We start from the raw sequence: 18,655 nt of genomic DNA, 5'->3' as shown, positions 1-18,655 counted from the left end.
ATGATGGTGAGCGGAAAGAGGTGCCGGGAGATACGGTCCGCGCCCCTTCAGCGACACTTGAACGAAATCGCGTGGGGCACGGGCCGTATCCTCCCGGCACCGGCCTATGAAAGTCGAAAATTGAGTTATATTTCTCTTTAAGGAAAGACCCATGCTTTGTCAAGGCGCTGCCGGCAACAGATGGAGAATCAGGGTACGAGAAGACATCAGCCGGCGGCATCGATGGACGACATCGGAATAAGAACTCAGGTTTCGACGATCGTGATGTTGACCCCAGAAATCGAAGGCCGAAATAAGGAGATATGAAGCGGATGAAAGATCTTGCCGTGGAACATCAGCGCATCGATGCTTACGTCCGGGAAGGACGAAAAGCCGATGCGGTCCAATTGGTTTTCAGTCTGATCGTCGAATGCGCCAAAGCCGGGGATTTTTCCTCGGCGTATGCGCTTCGGGAAAAACTTTTTGACGTCGATGCCATGGCCCTCGTCGAAATTATCAAATCGGCCGAAATCATCGAAGATGAAAAACGTGGGATCATCGAAAAACGACACTTGGAAATCTGGAAAAAACTTTACGAAACCCTCATGCCCGAGGAGGCAACCACCCTCTATTTTGCACTCAAGGACACGATCTACGATGTCGGCACCACCGTATTTCGTCAGGGATTCAAAAACCGGCGCCTCTATTTTGTCGATCGGGGGGAACTCAAACTGATCTGTCGACAAGGGTCGGAGGAGCGGCTCATCCGCGCCGTTGGGCCGGGGACCCTTGCAGGGGGAAACACCTTTTTCGCCGTATCCGTCTGCACCACCTCGCTCGTGACCTTGGGTCCAGCCAAATTGAGATATCTCGATCACGACGATTTCGTCAAATGGCGGCATACGATGCCCTCCCTCGCCGGAAAACTGGAAAGATATTTCGCTAAAACCGCAAAAGATTACGAACTGTTGAAGGAACAGGACATCAATCGTCGGCAGCATTCCCGGATCCGTATTCCCGGCGTCCTGAATTTTTCCATTCTGAATGCGGCAGGCGTCCCCATCACCGGCATCTTCAAAGGGAGCATATCGGATATCTCACTGGGAGGCATGTCTTTTTTTATCAAGATTACCAATACGATACTCCCGGAGATGCTCCTGGGTCGCCGGATGCGGATCGGATTCACCTTTTCGGGGGCAAACAGCGACATCAAGGTTGCGAAGACGGGAATCATCATTGGCGTCATTGATCACCTCTTCAACAACTATTCCGTTCATCTCCGGTTCGACCGCGAGCTGGACCCCCTGATCCTGAAGGCAGCCAAAACCCTTCAGCCGCTTTGAAGTTATCAATGAAACCTGCCGTCGGGGGTCGCGCCCAAACCGCCGCCGTTGTTGTCCGAGTTTTTGCAAAATATTCCGGCTTCAGGCGTTTTCCAGAAAATTCCCGTTTATCCCACATTTTTCTTGCGACTTTACCTACTTGGGCTTATACTAATAATTTACATTTATTATAAATGCTCATTATACGGCCGCTCAGGCCGAAACTGAAAGAGGCAAAAAGGATCATGGACCAGAAGCAATCCCCCATCATCCTCGGGTGTGATCACGCAGCGGTGACCCTCAAGGATCTTCTCAAGACCTACCTCGTCGATACGGCGGGCATCGAGGTCAAAGACGTCGGCACCTTCAGCACGGACGCTGTCGATTACCCGGATTTCGCTATTCAAGTGGCCCAGGCCGTTTCAAAAGGACGCTATAACCGGGGCATCCTTATCTGCGGCACCGGAATCGGAATGTCCATGGCGGCAAACCGTTTTCCCCACGTCCGAGCGGCACTGTGCAACGACATCTTCGCCGCAAAGATGTCCCGGCGGCACAACGACGCGAACATTCTCGTGCTGGGAGGGCGGGTCATCGGAGACGTTTTGGCGGTGGAAATTCTGAAAACCTGGCTGGAAACCCCCTTTGAAGGCGGCCGACATCAGTCTCGACTGGAGAAGTTCGATTGTGTGTGTTAAGGGATAGGGTCACAGGTTGAGCTTTGGTTTGGTGATGAAACGTAAGAAACTGAAAAGGAACGATCGTTGGAGCTGAATGTCATAGAGCAAACCGATCCCGAAATCGCGAGCATCATTGCACATGAATTGAAGCGACAAAGCGAGACCATCGAATTGATCGCCTCCGAAAATATTGCCAGCCGGGCGGTGATGGCGGCACAAGGCAGCGTTCTTACCAACAAGTACGCCGAAGGCTATCCTCAGAAACGCTACTACGGCGGGTGCAACTTCGTCGACAAGGCCGAGGAATTGGCCATCGATCGCGTGATGCGCCTCTTCGACGCCGAGTACGCAAACGTTCAACCCCATTCCGGATCCCAGGCCAACATGGCGGTGTATTTTGCACTTCTGTCACCGGGAGACACGGTCCTGGGAATGAATCTGGCTCACGGCGGTCATCTGACGCACGGCAGTCCGGCGAGTTTTTCTGGAAAACTCTTCAATTTCGTGCATTACGGCGTGAGCAGGGAAACCGGAACCATCGATTACGACGAGGTTGCCCGATTGGCCGAAACGCATCGGCCCAAAATGATCGTTGCCGGTGCAAGCGCCTATCCCCGCATCATTCGTTTCGATCGTTTCGCCGAGATCGCCCGATCCGTGGATGCCTATCTCATGGTGGACATGGCCCATATAGCGGGACTGGTAGCGGCAGGACTTCACCCCTCGCCCGTTCCCTACGCGGATGTAGTGACGTCCACCACACACAAAACCTTGAGGGGGCCAAGGGGAGGGCTGATTTTGTCACGGGAGGCCTACGCCAAAAAGATCGCCGGCCAGATCTTTCCGGGTATCCAGGGCGGCCCCCTGATGCACGTCATCGCGGCCAAAGCCGTTGCGTTCAAGGAAGCCCAGAGCGACGCCTTTCGGGCCTACCAGGAAGATATCGTCAGAAATGCCAGCGCCATGGCCGATCGTCTGACGGCGTGCGGTTTGAGGCTGGTGTCGAACGGTACGGACAACCACATGATGCTGGCCGATCTCAACCCATTCGGCATCACCGGAAAAGACGCGGAACGTGTCCTGGAACAGGCCGGCATCACCGTGAATAAAAACGCTATCCCCTTTGAAACCCGCAGCCCGTTCATCACCAGCGGCATTCGTATCGGTACTCCGGCAATCACGTCACGCGGCATGAAAACCACCGAGATGACGGCCATCGCCGATCTCATTATCGAGGTGCTGAAATCCCCCTCGGATCCCGCGGTCATCACCCGGGTCCGCGAGGCGGTGCTGGCGCTCTGCAGAAAATTTCCCATATATGCGGAAAACGGCAGGCTGGATGACAACGAAGGATGATCCATACCGGGCAATACCCGAAAGGCCTTCATGGATCGTCTATTTCATGGATATCGCCGTCCTGGTGGCCAAGCGATCGACATGCCTTCGCCGGGCGGTAGGAGCGATCATCGTCAAGGACAAGCGAATTCTATCGACAGGGTACAACGGTGCACCCAGCGGTCTTGCTCATTGCCGGGAAACCGGATGCCTGAGGGAGCAGCTCAATGTGCCGTCCGGGGAACGTCATGAACTCTGTCGGGGTATTCATGCAGAGCAGAACGCGATTATTCAGGCGGCGTACCACGGCGTCTCCATCCGGAACGCAACCCTCTTCTGCACGCACATGCCCTGTTCCATTTGCGCGAAGATGATCATCAATGCCGGTATCAGGAAAATCTGCTATCTTTCGGGGTATGCCGACGACATGGCCGAGGCCATGTTGCGAGAGGCACATGTCACCCTGCTCAAGGTAAACGGTGGTCCCGATGAGCCGGGCGCAGAGTCAAGCGATGGGGAGCGATCCGAGGTATAGATCATGAAATGCCCTTACTGCGGTGAAATCGACAACAAGGTTATCGACTCCCGCCTCGGGAAGGACGGCAACGTTATACGGCGGCGTCGGGAATGTCTTGTCTGCGGAAGACGCTTTACGACCTACGAACAGATCGAGGACATTCCCATCATGATCATCAAAAAGGACGGGCGGCGGGAGACTTTCAACCGGGAAAAGGTTCGGTCGGGGATTCAGCGCGCATGCGAAAAACGGGATATCAGCATGAACGTCATCGAGATGATTCTGGATGACCTGGAGCGGGATCTCCGGGAGACCGACCGGAAAGAGATTCCCTCTCATACCATTGGTGAAAAAGTCATGACCCGACTGCATGAACTTGATGACGTCGCCTATGTACGTTTTGCTTCGGTTTATCGAGAATTTAAGGACGTCAACGATTTTGTGGCCGAACTCAAAAAGCTCCTGAGCAAGGAAAAGGCAAAACAGGATATCGAATCCGACGATGGATGAAGAGCGCTACATGAAGATGGCCCTGACGCTGGCCCGAAAGGGCTGGGGATACACCTCCCCGAACCCGATGGTTGGGGCGGTGGTGGTCAGGGACGGCATGGTGATCGGGAAAGGCTGGCATCGAAAAGTGGGCGGCGCCCACGCCGAAGTCAATGCCATTGACGACGCGGGCGAGTACGCCAGGGGCGCCGATCTGTACGTGACCCTCGAGCCCTGCAATCATACCGGACGAACCCCTCCGTGCACGGAGAAAATTCTCGCCGCCGGAATCGGTCGGGTTTTCGTTGCCATGGTGGATCCCAACCCACGGGTTGCCGGCGGTGGGGCCGATTACCTCAGGGCCAGGGGCGTTCCCGTCGTCATCGGCATTCTTGAGGACGAGGCTTTACGCCTCAACGAAATTTTCATAAAACACGTCAGAACCGGACGCCCCTTCGTCATTCTGAAGTGCGCGGCTACGCTGGATGGACGTATCGCCACCCGAACCGGAGACGCCCGCTGGGTCACCGGCGAGGCTGCTCGCGCTCATGTTCATCACATGCGACACGGGGTGGACGGCATCCTGGTCGGCATTGGCACTGTTCTGTCCGACAACCCGAGTCTGACCACTCGATTGGACGATGTCCGCGGGATCGATCCGACCCGGATCATTCTGGACACCCGACTGTCCATCCCCGAGGACGCCAAGGTGCTGACCGTCGCATCTTCCGCCGGCGCCGTTATTGCCGCCGGAAAATCAGCGCCGCCCGAAAAAGTTCAACGCCTCGAGGAGAAAGGCGTCACGGTGCTGTGCCTGCCTTGCGGACATGACGGCGGAATCGATCTCGGGGCACTCATGGACCGACTGGGGGAGATGGGGATAACGAGCATCCTCATCGAAGGCGGCAGTCGTGTAGCGGCGTCCGCTCTGAAATCGGGAATTGCCGACAAGGTCATGTTTTTTTTCGCCCCGAAAATCCTTGGTGGGGACGATGGTTTTCCCATCTGTCGGGGCGGCGGCCCGGCGTTGATGCGCGACTGCATTCCCGTCAGGGATACAACGGTCCGCCGATTTGGCGAAGACGTGATGATCGAAGCCTATGTTGACTACGACCGACGGGCGTAACGCCTTCGGATGGAATGACGGGATGACGCCAATGTTTACAGGAATCATTGAAGGACTGGGTACGATTCGCGGGATTCAGCCGACGGGCGAGGGTTGCAGGCTATCCGTCGAGGCCGATTTCAGGCTCTCGGGAACCCGCCTGGGAGACAGCATTGCCGTCAACGGCGCCTGCCTCACGGCTGTGGCTTTGGACGGACCTCGTTTTACCGTTGACGTCTCCCCTGAAACCCTTGATAAGACAACGCTGGGTCGAGCACGTATAGGGGACCGGGTTAACCTCGAGCGGGCGCTTCGACTGTCGGACCGCCTCGACGGCCACCTGGTTTCAGGCCACATCGACGGCATAGGCACGCTAACCGATCGAAAGCATCGAAGCAATGCCGTGATCATCGCCTTTCGGGTGCCTCCCGCGTTGGCCCGCTATATGATCTCCAAAGGTTCGGTGGCGGTGGACGGCGTGAGCCTGACCATCAATGCCTGCACGAACGACGTCTTCGAGGTCAGTATCATTCCTCATACCGCCAAGTTGACGACGGTGGGGATGAAATCGGTGGGGGATGCCGTAAACATCGAAACGGACATCATCGGAAAATATGTCGAGCGTTTCGTCGCCGCGGGGAGGAATTCCGCCAGAACCGAATACGACGATGGATCCGTCGACATGGCCCTTCTCGCCAGACACGGCTTTCTGTAAACGATTCATTCGCAATCATCCGCAGCGGCCGGAACGCCTCGGCGGATCATTTTCAAAACGGTACCAAAGGAGTTAAGTAACTGTCATGCCGCAAATATCTATTGAACAGGCCATTCAGGACATCAAAGAGGGTCGAATGGTCATTCTTGTTGACGATGAGGACCGTGAGAATGAGGGCGACCTCACCATGGCGGCCGAAAAAGTAACCCCTGAAGCCATCAATTTCATGGCGAAATACGGCAGGGGTTTGATCTGCCTTTCGCTGACCGGCGCCAAGGTCGACACTCTCAAATTGCCCATGATGGTGCAGAACAACACCTCCCGGTTCGAAACGGGCTTCACCGTTTCCATCGAGGCCAAAAAGGGGGTCACCACGGGGATTTCGGCGGCAGATCGCGCCACCACCATTCTGACGGCCGTTTCGGACGATTGCAGACCCGAAGATCTGGCTCGCCCCGGACACATCTTTCCCCTCCGCGCCAGGGACGGCGGGGTGATGGTGCGAGTGGGACAAACTGAAGGATCGGTGGACCTGGCCCGCCTCGCCGGTTTGAAGCCGGCGGGTGTCATCTGCGAAATCATGGATGACGACGGTACCATGGCACGGATGCCGAGACTGGAACAATTCAGCGATGAGCACGGCATCGGCATCTGTACCATTGCGGATCTGGTGGCTTACCTGCTCCGCAACGAATCCTTCGTTCGTCGTGCGGCGAATACCCGTATTCCCACCCGATTCGGCGGGGAGTTCCAGATCATCGCTTACGAAAACGATATGGACCAACTCACCCATATCGCTCTTGTCAAAGGCGAAATCGAACCTGAAAAGCCGATTCTGGTGCGCGTACACTCTGAGTGCATGACCGGTGATATCTTCGGATCCCTCCGGTGCGACTGCAGCGATCAGCTTCACAAAGCCATGGAAATGGTGGAAAAGGAAGGCTCCGGCGTCATTCTTTATCTTCGCCAGGAAGGCAGGGGGATCGGTCTGGTCAATAAACTGAGAGCATACGAACTTCAGATCAACCACGGTCTCGACACCGTCGAGGCAAATCGGAAGCTCGGGTTCAAAGACGACCTGAGGGATTACGGCATCGGTGCCCAGATTCTGAGGGACCTGGGCGTACGAAAAATGAGGCTCATGACCAACAACCCCAAAAAAATGGTCGGCCTCCAGGGCTACGGCCTCAGTGTTGTCGAACAGGTATCCATCGAGATCCCCCCCAACGATTTCGACCGATGCTACCTCGAGTGCAAAAAGCTCAAGATGGGCCATCTCTTAAACCTCGATGTCAACAACCGCTGACCCGTCGACCCGCTCACACAAAAGGAGAATTCCATGCCGAATACGTTCGAGGGCAAACTGATTGCGGAGGGAAAAAGATTCGCCATCGTTGCCGCCCGATTCAATGACTTCATTACCGATCGCCTGGTGGGCGGGGCCTTGGATGCGCTGAACCGCTCCGGGGCCAAGGAAGCCGACATCGATATCGTCAAGGTCCCCGGAGCCTTCGAGATACCGCTTTTGGCTAAAAAACTCGCGGCTAAGGATCGATATCACGCAATCATATGTCTTGGGGCCGTCATCCGAGGCGCCACATCCCATTACGACTACGTATGTGCCGAGGTCTCCAAGGGGATCGCCGCAGTCTCAATGGAATCGGAGGTCCCGGTCATCTTTGGCATCCTGACAACCGACAGCATCGAACAGGCCATCGAGCGGGCCGGGACCAAAGCCGGCAACAAGGGGTGGAGCGCGGCGGTCAGCGCCATCGAAATGGCCAATCTGATGGACGTCGTGGATCAGTCCTGACGAAAGAACCATGAAAAACCGCCGAAAATCAAGAGAAGCCGCCCTGCAAGCGCTTTATTACATGGATATCCGCAACGACATCTCCATCGAGGCGCTGACGCTTTTTCAGCGATGCTTTCCGCAGTCGGAAAAAATCCAACCTTTTTTCGAAACGCTGGCCCGGGGAGTCATGCTGAACCGATGCCAGATCGACCGCCTTATCGAACGGTTTTCCAGCAATTGGAAGATCAGCCGCATGGCCTGCGTCGATCGGAATGTCATGCGGATTGCACTCTATGAAATCCTTTTCCTTGAAGATATCCCGGAAAAAGTATCCATTAACGAAGCCATCGACATCGGTAAGAAATATGGCACGGAAGAATCAGGAGCATTCATTAACGGCATTCTCGACAGCGCTCATATCGCTCTGAAAAACCAGGAGATTCAGGTCGAAGCCGAATGCCGGTCAGCCATACCCGATCGGATACCGTCGGTCGGTGACGGCATCGGAAAGACAGATGAAAAAGCAGAGGTTGCCTCTTTTTCACCGGTTCGAGGGCGGCCGGGAGTCGTGAAGCGGCGTGCATCGACAACGACGCCGATCCATGACGAAACGGAAAACGATTAAGGAGAGTCTTTTAAGTTATGGAACCCAGAAAAATTCTTCTAAACGAAGATGAAATGCCCCGCCAATGGTACAATATTCTTGCGGACATCAAGATAAATCCTCCATTGGGACCCGACGGCACCCCCCTCACGCCGGAAACTCTGGCACCGGTTTTCCCAATGAACCTGATCGAGCAGGAGGTCAGCACCGATCGGTGGATCGACATTCCCGAACCCGTCCTGGAGGTTTTGGCCATATGGCGTCCTGCGCCCCTGGTTCGAGCACGATCCCTGGAAAAGGCTCTGGGAACGCCCGCCCGCATTTACTACAAGAACGAAAGCCTGAGCCCCCCGGGAAGTCACAAACCCAACACGGCGGTGCCTCAGGTATACTACAACAAGGTGTTCGGCATCGAGCGGATGACCACCGAGACCGGCGCGGGACAGTGGGGAAGCGCGCTCTCCTTTGCATGCGCCCAGTTCGGAATGCAGTGCAAGGTCTACATGGTCCGCATCAGCTTCGATCAGAAGCCCTATCGAAAGGCCATGATGGAAACCTGGGGTGGACAATGCGTGGCCAGTCCCAGTACAGAGACCCGGGCCGGAAGAGAGGCCCTGGAACGGGATCCCGACACGCCCGGTAGCCTCGGCATCGCCATCAGCGAAGCCATCGAGGCGGCCGTCGCCGACGAAACCGGAAAGACCCGCTATTCACTCGGGAGCGTGCTCAACCACGTCATGCTTCACCAGACCATCATCGGACTCGAAGCCAAACGGCAATTTGAAAAAATCGGAGAATATCCCGATATTATCATTGGATGTGCCGGCGGCGGCAGCAATTTCGCAGGACTCGCATTTCCCTTCGTCCTCGACAAAATCAACGGCAAAGACATCGATATTATTCCTGTGGAACCCGCAGCCTGCCCTACCCTGACCAAGGCGCCCTTTGTCTACGACCACGGCGATACGGCACGTTACACGCCGCTTCTGCCAATGCACAGCCTCGGACATGCATTCATTCCGCCTCCGATTCATACCGGCGGGCTGAGGTATCACGGTATGGCACCCACCGTGAGCCAGATCGTCACCGAGGGCATCGCAACCCCTAAAGCCGTAACGCAAATTCAGGCACTGGAGGCCGGAGTGCTCGCCGCCAGAACCGAAGGGATCATCCCGGCCCCTGAAACGACCCATGCCCTGGCGTGCGTGGTCAGCGAAGCCCTTAAAGCCAAAGCAGAAGGAAAAGAAAAAGTGATCGTTTTCAGTTGGAGCGGACACGGCCTGCTGGACCTGACCGCCTATGAGAAGTTTCTATCCGGACAACTGACAAACTATGTCCTGACGGACGAGGAAATCGAGCGATCGGAGCGAATCTTCGAAAATTTTCCGAAACCCACATTGCTTAAAAGCCGATGATGATTTCCAAAGACCTGGAAGGTTATGAGCGCCGATGCCCCCGCCTCGGAGGGCAGATTCCTTTCCGGTACTGTCTCAGGGCCGAAGGTAGGGAATCGGTTTGCCGTCATATCATCGACTGCTGGTGGGAATCTTTCGACGTGACGACGTTCCTGAAAACGCACCTTTCCGAGCAAGCCTTCAAAGACCTCACGGGAAATGGATCGGTGAACAAGGTAAGCAGCCTTGTAGAGCATATTCAAAAAGCCCGTGAGCGTCTTTCAGGAAAATAGTTCCGCAGGAAAGATATCGGTCCATCGGGAGATGGAATATAGAGGATAGATGTAAAGGAGGATGTCATGATATTGGAAAGCTTGGAAGTCGGGCCGATTATGGCCAATTGCTATATTCTGGGATGCGAAGAGACACGGGAGGCTGCGGTCATCGATCCGGGAGGTGATGCCGACCGGATCCTTCAAGTCATCGATGATCTCGGACTCAAGGTCAAACTGATTATCAACACCCACGGTCACTTCGACCATGTGGGCGCCAACAAACGTCTGAAAGAAGCCACGGGCGCGCCGATCCTGATTCATGAAGGGGACGCTTCCATGCTGAGCCACCTCAGCGCAGCAGCCTCTTCCTTCGGTCTTTCCGTGGAAAACTCCCCGGCGGCGGATCAGATGCCGGGGGACGGCGATATCCTCAGCTTCGGCAACATCACACTCAAGGTCATTCACGTGCCGGGTCACAGTCCCGGGGGTATCGCTCTCAAAGCCGAGGACAGCGTTTTTGTCGGCGATACACTTTTTTCGGGTTCCATCGGAAGAACGGACCTTCCGGGGGGCGACTACAATCAACTCATCGCCAGCGTGCGTATGAAACTGTTCTCGCTTCCGGACGAAACCAAGGTCTATTGCGGCCACGGTCCTGCGACATCCATTGGAAGAGAGAAGCGTTACAATCCGTTTTTCCGTTGAACGAAGGCCATTCATGACGAGAGCGTCCCGGGGATCTTCCCGTCGATTTTCCGCCGGGAAGCTGCGGCAAAGGGGTTACGCCGCTATCTTCCGGAGCCGCCGTTCAATACGATCATTTATCCTGCCGTTGCTGTACCCCGAATCCCCGCCACACGTAACCCTGCGGCGCGATTTTTTATTTGAAATTCGTCCGGAAAGTGCTTTAAATAGGGTTTGAAAGCCCTATGTGCAGATTCTTTTTTACCGCCCTCGACGGGGGCGGTTATGTTTGGATATTGAACGATGCCCCTGGAGATTCACAGAAAAACGACGCGTGCCATCCATGTCGGCCGTGTACAGGTCGGCGGCGGCGCACCTGTTTCGGTCCAGTCCATGACCAACACCTCGACCGAGGACGTTGCGGCAACAACGGACCAGATTTGTCGCCTCCAACTGGCCGGCTGCGAGATCGTACGCGTGGCGGTGCCCGACATGGCGGCCGCCCGAGCCATTCGGTCCATCAAATCAAATATCACCATCCCCTTGATTGCAGACATCCACTTCGACTATCGCCTCGCCATTGCGGCGGCGGAGTCCGGTGCCGACGGTCTCCGCCTCAACCCGGGCAACATCGGGGGTATGAAAAAGGTGAGCGAGGTGGTGCGCTGTGCCAAAGACCGGGGTCTTCCCATCCGAATCGGCGTGAACGCCGGATCCCTTGAAAAAGACATTCTCAAACGGTACGGCGGCGTCACTGCAGAGGGCATGGTCGAAAGCGCCCTGCGTCACGTGGAGATGCTCAGGTCCTGTGATTTCGACCAGATCAAGATTTCCCTCAAGGCATCCGATGTCTCCAGAACCGTCTCGGCCTACCGGCTTCTCTCCGAGAAAACCGACCTGCCCCTTCACGTCGGTGTCACTGAAGCCGGGGGCCTGTATCCAGGTATCGTCAAGTCCGCCCTGGGCATCGGCATGCTCCTGGCAGACGGCATCGGGGACACCATCCGGGTTTCCCTGACCCGCGATCCGGGGGAAGAAGTCCGCGTAGGATATGAAATTCTGAAGGCGCTGGCAATCCGGCGGCACGGGCCCGAGATTGTCAGCTGTCCCACCTGCGGTCGCTGCAAAATCAATCTTTTCGATGTGGCGGAGCGTGTCGAAAAAGCCCTCATCACGGTTTCGACACCCATCAAGATCGCCATCATGGGATGCGTGGTCAACGGACCTGGAGAGGCAAGGGAAGCGGACGTCGGCATTGCCGGCGGCGACGGCATAGGGATCCTTTTCAAGAAAGGCAAGGTGATCCGGAAGGTCCCTCACGAACAGTTGGTGGAAGTCCTTCTGGAAGAGGTCGATCGCTTTTCCAGAAACCTGAAGGTCCCAACCTCGTCTCGAACCGACGGAGCATAAAACGGCAACTGTCCGGGCATAGCGTGTATCCGCCGGAACCCGGCATCCGAAAACGGCATGATGACCCGATGAAAGACAGCAAAAACCGACGAAAGGACGTATATGGCAACGCAACCGAAAACAGCAATCACGCCCACACGAATCGAAGACTACGCAGAATGGTATCAGCAGGTGGTCAAGGCATCGGATATGGCCGATCGGTCGCCGGTTCGGGGATGCATGGTCATCAAGCCCTGGGGATACGCCCTTTGGGAAAATATCGTCCGCGAGCTGGACGACCTTTTCAAATCAACCGGCGTTAAAAATGCATATTTCCCCTTGTTTATCCCTATCAGCTTTCTGGAGAGGGAAGCCGAGCACGTTGAGGGGTTTGCCAAGGAATGCGCGGTCGTCACGCACCATCGCCTGGAGAAAAACGCCGCCGGGGGGCTGACGCCCGCGGGGGAACTGGCCGAGCCCCTGGTGGTACGCCCCACCTCGGAAACGATCATCGGCGACTCCTTCGCCAAATGGGTCAGCTCTTACCGGGACCTGCCGTTGCTCATCAACCAGTGGGTAAACGTGGTACGCTGGGAAATGCGCACCCGCATCTTTCTGAGGACCAGCGAATTTCTATGGCAGGAAGGACATACCGTACATGCCACGCCGGAAGACGCCCTTGCCCGGACCCACCAGATGCTGGATATCTATGCCCACTTCGTCCAGGATTACCTGGGCATGCCGGTCATCAAAGGCCGAAAAACAGCCACCGAGCGGTTTCCCGGAGCTGTCGACACGCTCTGCATCGAGGCCATGATGCAGGATCGCAAGGCCCTCCAGGCGGGAACATCCCATTTCCTCGGACAGAATTTCGCCAAAGCCTCGGGCATCAAATTTCAGACGCCCGAAGAGAAAGAGGAATTCGCATGGACCACATCATGGGGGACGTCCACCCGAATGATCGGCGGCCTTATCATGACCCACGGCGACGACGACGGTGTTATCATGCCCCCCCGGGTCAGCCCCGCCCACCTGGTACTCCTTCCCATCTTCAAAAACGAGGATGAACGGGCCAACGTCATGACCTACACGGAAAGCCTTGCCGCCGAGCTTCGAAACACTCACTACCACCACGCCCGATTGCGCGTCGAAATCGACGAGCGGGACATCGGAGGGGCCCGGGGATGGGAATGGATCAAGAAGGGCATTCCCCTGCGGGTCGAGATCGGGCCCCGGGATATTGCCGAAAACGCGGTCTTCGTCGCCCGGCGGGATATGGATCATCGAAAGAAAACCAGCATCAAACGGGATGTGTTCGTCAAGACCATCGGCAACCTTCTTGACGAGATCCAGGGCAACCTCCTTAAGCGCGCCGGAGACTATACCCATTCTCATACCCGGGTTATCGACGATTCCGACGCCTTTTACGACTTCTTTACCCCTGAAAATCCTGAAAAGCCTGAAATTCATGGTGGATTTGCCATGAGTCACTGGTGTGGTGAAGCGGCGTGCGAGGCAAAAATCAAAGAGGACCTCACGGTCACCATCCGATGCATTCCCCTCGAAAACACCACTGAAAAGGGCCGGTGCATCTGTTGCGGAAAGCCTTCAGAGGCCCGCGTCGTCTTCGCCAAAGCTTATTGATCGACCAGTCGAGGTAGCCGAACAGCATGGTTCGTATCAGCGATATCATCGACAAAATGCTCGAAAACAACCCGGATGCGGATATCGATCTCATCGATCGCGCCTACATCTATTCCGCCCGGGTTCACGACGGCCAGGTCCGTCTTTCAGGGGAGCCCTATTTATCGCATCCTCTCGAGGTTTCGGCGATCCTGGCGGATATGAACCTGGATGCCGTCTCCATCGCTGCGGGCCTTCTCCATGACGTCGTGGAGGACACGCATGCCACCATCACGGAGATCAGCGATATTTTCGGTCCGGACGTCGCCCACATCGTTTCCGGCGTCACCAAACTGACCAAGGTCGAAACCCACAGCGCCCACCAACGCCATGCAGAAAGCATCCGGAAGATGATCCTCGCCATGGCCGACGATATCCGGGTGATTCTCATCAAGCTGGCGGACCGTCTCCACAATATGCGCACACTGGGGTTTCATAAAAGCGACAAAAAAAAACGAGAAATATCGCAAGAGACGCTGGACATTTACGCATCTATCGCCTCACGCCTCGGCATCTACTGGATGAAACGAGAGTTGGAGGACTCCTCGTTCATGTATATCATGCCCGAGGAGTACGCCCGGATCAAGGGACTTGTCAGCAAGGACAAGGAGGAACGCGAGCACTACGTCGAAACCGTCATGGGGATGATCAAGAAGGAAATGAAGGCGGCCGGCATTAAATGTGAAGTTCTTGGGCGCTACAAGCATTTTTATAGCATCTACCAGAAAATGATCACCCAGAACCTCGAGTTCGAGGATGTCTACGACATCGTCGCGTTCCGGATAATCCTCGACACCAAAAGTCAGTGCTACGAGGCTCTGGGCATCCTCCACGCCCTCTGGAAGCCCATCGACGTCAAATTCAAGGACTACATCGGCCGACCCAAGCCCAATATGTATCAGTCCCTTCATACAACCGTCATCGGTCCTTACGGAGAACGGGTGGAGATTCAGATCCGGACGTGGGAGATGGACCGGGTTGCCAAATCAGGCATTGCTGCCCACTGGAGCTACAAGGAAGGTAAAAAACTCGACAAGAGCATCAGCGAAAAATTCGCGTGGATTCAAAACCTCATCGAAAACCAGGCCAACATTGAAAACCCCGATGAATTTCTGGAGAGCGTTCGTATCGATCTCTTCCCCGACGAGGTTTATGTCTTCACTCCACAGGGCCAGGTAAAATCCCTCGTCAAGGGTGCGACTCCGGTCGATTTCGCGTATCTGATCCACACCGAGGTCGGCAACCAGTGCATCGGCGCCAAGGTGAACGGTCGGATGGTCCCTCTCCGATCGGAGTTGAATACGGGGGACATCGTCGAGATCATCACCAACAAGAACCACCAACCGAGCAAGGATTGGCTCAGTTTCGTCAAAACCGTCAAGGCTCGTTCCCGGATACGGCAATGGATCAAGACCCAGGAAAAGGAACGCAGTATCAGCCTGGGCAGGGAGATGTGCGAAAAGGCTTTTCGGAAATACAAGCTGAACTACAACGACGTCGTCAAGTCCGACGAAATGGAGGCGGTGATCGCGGACTTTGGGTTCAAAAGCCTCGACGATCTCATCGCCAATGTGGGCTACGGCAAGATCACCCCGCTCCAGGTGGTTCGAAAATTCATGCGAAAGCCGCCCACCGAGGAGGAGAAAGATGACTCGCTATTCGACAAGATTATCCATCGGGTACGAAAGAAGAAAGCCAGGACGGGCGTAACGGTAAAGGGGATCGATGACGTTCTGGTGCGGTTTGGAAAATGCTGCCAGCCGGTTCCGGGAGATCCCATCATCGGATACATCACTCAAGGACGCGGGGTTACCGTCCATCGGGTCAACTGCGTCAATGCCCTTCAGCTCAACCCCGAACGACAGATCGAGGTGGAATGGAACGATACGACACCCGAGGAAACCTACCCGGTAAAGATCCATATTCATTCTTTTGACCGGGTGGGTCTCCTGGCGGATCTGGCATCCAATATCAGCAAAAACGGGGCCAATATCCTGAATGTTCACTCGGAAATCCGGGACAACAACACAGTGGACAGCATTTTTACGTTGGCCATCAAAGATACGAATCACCTCAATCGGGTTCTGTCGGACCTGAAAAAGGTCAAACAGATCTCTAAAGTCGAACGGATCGAGAGTTAGGCGGCCTTTACCACCCGTCCGGTCTTGATGCATTGGGTGCAGACCATAATCTTTTTGATCTGTTTGCCCCGCAGGGCGCGAACACGCTGCAGATTGGGATTGAAGCGTCGTTTGTTGAGGTTGTGCGCATGACTGACGTTGTTTCCCACCTGCGGGCGTTTGCCGCAAATCTCACACATTCTGGACATGATGACACTCCTTGAACGATTTATCTTTTTAACGATTTAGGGTTTATACAAGTCTCCGCGTTTTCTCGAATCCGAAGGGCTTCAAGACGCTCGGCTTGGGGATTCAAAGCCGTCCTGAACCTGAAATCATACGACGAAAACGTAAAAGCGTACTATACGCCATACGATTCATCGTGTAAAGATTTTTAGTTTGATTTAGGGCCATACTCCGGCGGTTTCAGGCTCGAGGGTTTCAACCTCACCACCGGTCTCCGTCTCGTCCGCTTTCGGGTTCTCTATCAGCTCGTTTTCACAAAGGGTAATGTAGCGGAGGGCATTTTGGTGGATGCCCACATCCGGATAATTGGACAATACGGATTTGAATCGCTTGAGGGCGGGCCGGTAGTGGCCGCTTTTGAAATAGAAGAGCCCGACGTAAAACTCATGCCCCGCCAGGCTTCTCTGGCAGACTTTGATGTTTTGACGAGCCTTGTGTGCATAGGGATCGTTCGGGAACTGCCTGAGGAGCCGCATATACCCCTCCAGGGCCTTCTCCGCCGAGCGTTGATCCCGATCAACGGTATCGATCTGTTCGAAGTAACAAGTGCCGATCTGGTAGATGATATAGGGAATGGCTTCGTTTCTCGGATGGAGGCTTTCAAAGGCCTCGTAAGCGGCGACAGCCTCGTCGTATTTTCCCAGCCGGTAGTATGCATCGGCGGTCTTCAACTCTGCCAGAATAGCATATTTGCTGTAGGGATACCAATCCTTCAATTTTTCGAAGGACTCGATCGCTTTCATGTATTTGCCGCTTTCATAGTTGTACATACCGTCGCTGACGAGATCTTCCGAGGATGCCTCTTCCCTGGTCTGAAACCAGGAACATCCCGACAACAACAATATCAGGGCCATGGCCGTGAAGATTGTTTTTTTCATTTCACCAACTGCTCGATATAATGTTCCGCCGCCCATGCGGCCAACGCGCCGTCTCCCACCGCCGTGGCGATCTGACGAAGGGGCGTGGCCCTCACGTCTCCCGCAGCGAAAATCCCGGGAACGGACGTCGCCATGAGATGGTCCGTCAGGATAAAGCCCCAATCATCTCGCCGGACGGTATCCCCAATAAAATCGGCATTGGGCCGTATTCCGATCCACACAAAAAAAGCATCCGCTCTAAGCGTCCGTGCTTCTCCGGTTTTCAAGTTTCGGATGTGGATGTTCTCGACATGGGTCAAGCCGCTGACACCTGTGACCACCGTGTCCCAGAGAACCTCGATCTTTTCATTGGCCAAAGCCCGTTCCTGAAGGATTTTTTCGGCGCGAAGCCGATCCCGGCGGTGGATCAGATAGACCTTGCCGGCGAATCTGGTCAGAAAGACGCTCTCCTGAACCGCCGTATCCCCGCCCCCTACGGCGGCGACCACGCGATCCTTGTAGAAGGGCCCGTCACAAGTGGCACAGGACGAAATGCCCTTTCCAAAAAACTGATCTTCGCCCGGCACCCCCAACTTCCTGGGGGATGCCCCCGTGGCGATGATCACGGCATGGGTGCGGATTTCCCGGCCCTCTCCGGAAACGATTTTCAGCGAGCCGTCTTGAACGACGGCATCCACCTTCAGGGTCTCCATCGCCATCCCGAAACGCTGGGCCTGTTCCGTCATCCCCCGTACCAGGTCGACACCGGTAATCCCATCGGGATAACCGGGATAATTTTCCACCCAATCGGTGATGAGTACCTGACCACCCGGCAGATGACCCTCCAACAGAAGCGTTCTGAGCCGGGCACGGGCGCCATAAAGTCCTGCCGTCAGTCCGGCCGGCCCTCCACCGATAATGACGAGGTCCGCATCAACGTCTGTCATCTACGTCTTCCCAAAATAGTTTTCGATCCATCCTGCCTGAAAATGGTCTCGCCCATGTTCAGACAAGTTTTTTGATGGTTTCCTCCAATTTGGCCTTGGCGACCATGCCGGTGATCTGGTCGGCGATCTCGCCGCCCTTAAAAAAAATAAGGGTAGGAATGGCGCGAATGCCGTATTTTGCAGGTGTTATGGGGTTGTCGTCCACATTGCACTTGGTAAACTTGATTTGGCCGCTAAAATCCTTTGCCAGCTGTTCCACCGTCGGGGCGATGGCCTTGCAGGGTCCGCACCACGGTGCCCAGAAATCAACCAGCACCGGTATGTCGGACTGGAGCACTTCCGCTTCAAAGCCGTTGTCATCGATATCCAAAACACCTTCAGCCATAGTTTTGTCGTCCTTTCTTTGGGAGTTGTCAATTTCAGAAACTATAGTGACAGTGGTGTTTCTTGTCAACCACATTGCATCGGAGACACCGGCATTTGGGGCTTGGTAATTGACACCGTCCGAGGCTTCTGTTA

Annotated in this window: 20 protein-coding genes; 16 read left to right on the top strand and 4 right to left on the bottom strand. The window is 55.3% G+C overall.

Annotated elements, in window-relative coordinates:
• Nucleotides 1-311 precede the first annotated feature (311 nt).
• The 16 genes from dmul_RS07570 to dmul_RS07495 all read left to right on the top strand — a co-directional run bounded on the left by dmul_RS07570 (nt 312) and on the right by dmul_RS07495 (nt 16,107).
• Nucleotides 312-1,322, top strand: a complete 1,011-nt coding sequence (locus tag dmul_RS07570; protein WP_020875968.1) for a cyclic nucleotide-binding domain-containing protein — start codon at nt 312-314, stop codon at nt 1,320-1,322.
• Between the two features lie 224 nt (nt 1,323-1,546).
• Nucleotides 1,547-1,999, top strand: coding sequence for a ribose 5-phosphate isomerase B (rpiB, locus tag dmul_RS07565; RefSeq protein ID WP_020875969.1), 453 nt, complete (start codon nt 1,547-1,549; stop codon nt 1,997-1,999).
• A 66-nt stretch (nt 2,000-2,065) separates the two neighbouring features.
• On the top strand, nt 2,066-3,337 hold the full coding sequence (locus dmul_RS07560; RefSeq protein ID WP_020875970.1) for a serine hydroxymethyltransferase: 1,272 nt from the start codon (nt 2,066-2,068) through the stop codon (nt 3,335-3,337).
• Nucleotides 3,321-3,851, top strand: a complete 531-nt coding sequence (locus dmul_RS07555; RefSeq protein ID WP_052018522.1) for a deoxycytidylate deaminase — start codon at nt 3,321-3,323, stop codon at nt 3,849-3,851. The genes dmul_RS07560 and dmul_RS07555 overlap by 17 nt, the downstream gene beginning before the upstream one ends.
• Before the next feature lie 3 nt (nt 3,852-3,854).
• Nucleotides 3,855-4,343 (top strand): transcriptional regulator NrdR, encoded by a 489-nt coding sequence (gene nrdR / locus dmul_RS07550; protein WP_020875972.1) that lies wholly within the window; start codon nt 3,855-3,857, stop codon nt 4,341-4,343.
• Nucleotides 4,336-5,448 (top strand): bifunctional diaminohydroxyphosphoribosylaminopyrimidine deaminase/5-amino-6-(5-phosphoribosylamino)uracil reductase RibD, encoded by a 1,113-nt coding sequence (gene ribD / locus dmul_RS07545; RefSeq protein WP_020875973.1) that lies wholly within the window; start codon nt 4,336-4,338, stop codon nt 5,446-5,448. Before nrdR ends, ribD begins: the two co-directional genes overlap by 8 nt.
• 31 nt (nt 5,449-5,479) lie before the next feature.
• Nucleotides 5,480-6,142, top strand: a complete 663-nt coding sequence (locus dmul_RS07540) for a riboflavin synthase (protein ID WP_020875974.1) — start codon at nt 5,480-5,482, stop codon at nt 6,140-6,142.
• Nucleotides 6,143-6,227: 85 nt separating this feature from the next.
• Nucleotides 6,228-7,448 (top strand): bifunctional 3,4-dihydroxy-2-butanone-4-phosphate synthase/GTP cyclohydrolase II, encoded by a 1,221-nt coding sequence (locus tag dmul_RS07535; protein WP_020875975.1) that lies wholly within the window; start codon nt 6,228-6,230, stop codon nt 7,446-7,448.
• Between the two features lie 33 nt (nt 7,449-7,481).
• Entirely contained in the window at nt 7,482-7,955 is a 474-nt protein-coding gene (ribH, locus tag dmul_RS07530; RefSeq protein WP_020875976.1) for a 6,7-dimethyl-8-ribityllumazine synthase, read from the top strand.
• Nucleotides 7,956-7,965: 10 nt separating this feature from the next.
• Complete coding sequence (gene nusB / locus dmul_RS07525) at nt 7,966-8,562, top strand: transcription antitermination factor NusB (RefSeq protein ID WP_020875977.1); 597 nt, start codon at nt 7,966-7,968, stop codon at nt 8,560-8,562.
• A 17-nt stretch (nt 8,563-8,579) separates the two neighbouring features.
• Nucleotides 8,580-9,956 carry a TrpB-like pyridoxal phosphate-dependent enzyme gene (locus dmul_RS07520; protein WP_020875978.1) on the top strand — a complete coding sequence of 459 codons (1,377 nt, stop codon included), beginning with the start codon at nt 8,580-8,582 and terminating at the stop codon, nt 9,954-9,956.
• Nucleotides 9,953-10,228 (top strand): hypothetical protein, encoded by a 276-nt coding sequence (locus tag dmul_RS07515; RefSeq protein ID WP_020875979.1) that lies wholly within the window; start codon nt 9,953-9,955, stop codon nt 10,226-10,228. The genes dmul_RS07520 and dmul_RS07515 overlap by 4 nt, the downstream gene beginning before the upstream one ends.
• A 66-nt stretch (nt 10,229-10,294) precedes the next feature.
• Nucleotides 10,295-10,915: an MBL fold metallo-hydrolase gene (locus tag dmul_RS07510; protein WP_020875980.1), complete on the top strand. Its 621-nt coding sequence runs from the start codon at nt 10,295-10,297 to the stop codon at nt 10,913-10,915.
• Nucleotides 10,916-11,197: 282 nt separating this feature from the next.
• A complete protein-coding gene (ispG, locus tag dmul_RS07505; RefSeq protein WP_020875981.1) occupies nt 11,198-12,304 on the top strand; it encodes a flavodoxin-dependent (E)-4-hydroxy-3-methylbut-2-enyl-diphosphate synthase in 1,107 nt (368 codons plus the stop codon).
• A 102-nt stretch (nt 12,305-12,406) separates the two neighbouring features.
• Entirely contained in the window at nt 12,407-13,927 is a 1,521-nt protein-coding gene (gene proS, locus dmul_RS07500; RefSeq protein ID WP_020875982.1) for a proline--tRNA ligase, read from the top strand.
• 26 nt (nt 13,928-13,953) lie between these two features.
• Entirely contained in the window at nt 13,954-16,107 is a 2,154-nt protein-coding gene (locus dmul_RS07495) for a RelA/SpoT family protein (protein ID WP_020875983.1), read from the top strand.
• On the opposite strand, the gene rpmB is transcribed toward dmul_RS07495, so the two are convergent.
• The 4 genes from rpmB to trxA form a co-directional block, all read right to left on the bottom strand.
• Nucleotides 16,104-16,295: a 50S ribosomal protein L28 gene (gene rpmB / locus dmul_RS07490; protein WP_020875984.1), complete on the bottom strand. Its 192-nt coding sequence runs from the start codon at nt 16,293-16,295 to the stop codon at nt 16,104-16,106. The two genes, dmul_RS07495 and rpmB, sit on opposite strands and share 4 nt — an antisense overlap.
• A 195-nt stretch (nt 16,296-16,490) precedes the next feature.
• Entirely contained in the window at nt 16,491-17,210 is a 720-nt protein-coding gene (locus dmul_RS07485; protein ID WP_020875985.1) for an outer membrane protein assembly factor BamD, read from the bottom strand.
• On the bottom strand, nt 17,207-18,136 hold the full coding sequence (trxB, locus tag dmul_RS07480) for a thioredoxin-disulfide reductase (protein WP_020875986.1): 930 nt from the start codon (nt 18,134-18,136) through the stop codon (nt 17,207-17,209). Before trxB ends, dmul_RS07485 begins: the two co-directional genes overlap by 4 nt.
• A gap of 58 nt (nt 18,137-18,194) precedes the next feature.
• On the bottom strand, nt 18,195-18,521 hold the full coding sequence (trxA, locus tag dmul_RS07475; RefSeq protein ID WP_020875987.1) for a thioredoxin: 327 nt from the start codon (nt 18,519-18,521) through the stop codon (nt 18,195-18,197).
• Between the last annotated feature and the right edge of the window lie 134 nt (nt 18,522-18,655).

The sequence above is a fragment of the Desulfococcus multivorans genome (assembly GCF_001854245.1).
GTDB classification, from domain to species: domain Bacteria; phylum Desulfobacterota; class Desulfobacteria; order Desulfobacterales; family Desulfococcaceae; genus Desulfococcus; species Desulfococcus multivorans.
Note: the sequence above shows the minus strand (reverse complement) of the source record. Positions and strands in the feature narration are given on the sequence as shown.

What these genes read in the sequence shown, in the direction of transcription:
- dmul_RS07570 (WP_020875968.1), top strand. Translation starts at nt 312, where the DNA reads ATGAAAGATCTTGCCGTGGAACATCAGCGCATCGATGCTTACGTCCGG.
- rpiB (WP_020875969.1), top strand. Translation starts at nt 1,547, where the DNA reads ATGGACCAGAAGCAATCCCCCATCATCCTCGGGTGTGATCACGCAGCG.
- dmul_RS07555 (WP_052018522.1), top strand. Translation starts at nt 3,321, where the DNA reads ATGACAACGAAGGATGATCCATACCGGGCAATACCCGAAAGGCCTTCA.
- nrdR (WP_020875972.1), top strand. Translation starts at nt 3,855, where the DNA reads ATGAAATGCCCTTACTGCGGTGAAATCGACAACAAGGTTATCGACTCC.
- ribD (WP_020875973.1), top strand. Translation starts at nt 4,336, where the DNA reads ATGGATGAAGAGCGCTACATGAAGATGGCCCTGACGCTGGCCCGAAAG.
- dmul_RS07540 (WP_020875974.1), top strand. Translation starts at nt 5,480, where the DNA reads ATGTTTACAGGAATCATTGAAGGACTGGGTACGATTCGCGGGATTCAG.
- dmul_RS07535 (WP_020875975.1), top strand. Translation starts at nt 6,228, where the DNA reads ATGCCGCAAATATCTATTGAACAGGCCATTCAGGACATCAAAGAGGGT.
- ribH (WP_020875976.1), top strand. Translation starts at nt 7,482, where the DNA reads ATGCCGAATACGTTCGAGGGCAAACTGATTGCGGAGGGAAAAAGATTC.
- nusB (WP_020875977.1), top strand. Translation starts at nt 7,966, where the DNA reads ATGAAAAACCGCCGAAAATCAAGAGAAGCCGCCCTGCAAGCGCTTTAT.
- dmul_RS07520 (WP_020875978.1), top strand. Translation starts at nt 8,580, where the DNA reads ATGGAACCCAGAAAAATTCTTCTAAACGAAGATGAAATGCCCCGCCAA.
- dmul_RS07515 (WP_020875979.1), top strand. Translation starts at nt 9,953, where the DNA reads ATGATGATTTCCAAAGACCTGGAAGGTTATGAGCGCCGATGCCCCCGC.
- dmul_RS07510 (WP_020875980.1), top strand. Translation starts at nt 10,295, where the DNA reads ATGATATTGGAAAGCTTGGAAGTCGGGCCGATTATGGCCAATTGCTAT.
- ispG (WP_020875981.1), top strand. Translation starts at nt 11,198, where the DNA reads ATGCCCCTGGAGATTCACAGAAAAACGACGCGTGCCATCCATGTCGGC.
- proS (WP_020875982.1), top strand. Translation starts at nt 12,407, where the DNA reads ATGGCAACGCAACCGAAAACAGCAATCACGCCCACACGAATCGAAGAC.
- dmul_RS07495 (WP_020875983.1), top strand. Translation starts at nt 13,954, where the DNA reads ATGGTTCGTATCAGCGATATCATCGACAAAATGCTCGAAAACAACCCG.
- rpmB (WP_020875984.1), bottom strand. Translation starts at nt 16,295, where the DNA reads ATGTCCAGAATGTGTGAGATTTGCGGCAAACGCCCGCAGGTGGGAAAC.
- dmul_RS07485 (WP_020875985.1), bottom strand. Translation starts at nt 17,210, where the DNA reads ATGAAAAAAACAATCTTCACGGCCATGGCCCTGATATTGTTGTTGTCG.
- trxB (WP_020875986.1), bottom strand. Translation starts at nt 18,136, where the DNA reads ATGACAGACGTTGATGCGGACCTCGTCATTATCGGTGGAGGGCCGGCC.
- trxA (WP_020875987.1), bottom strand. Translation starts at nt 18,521, where the DNA reads ATGGCTGAAGGTGTTTTGGATATCGATGACAACGGCTTTGAAGCGGAA.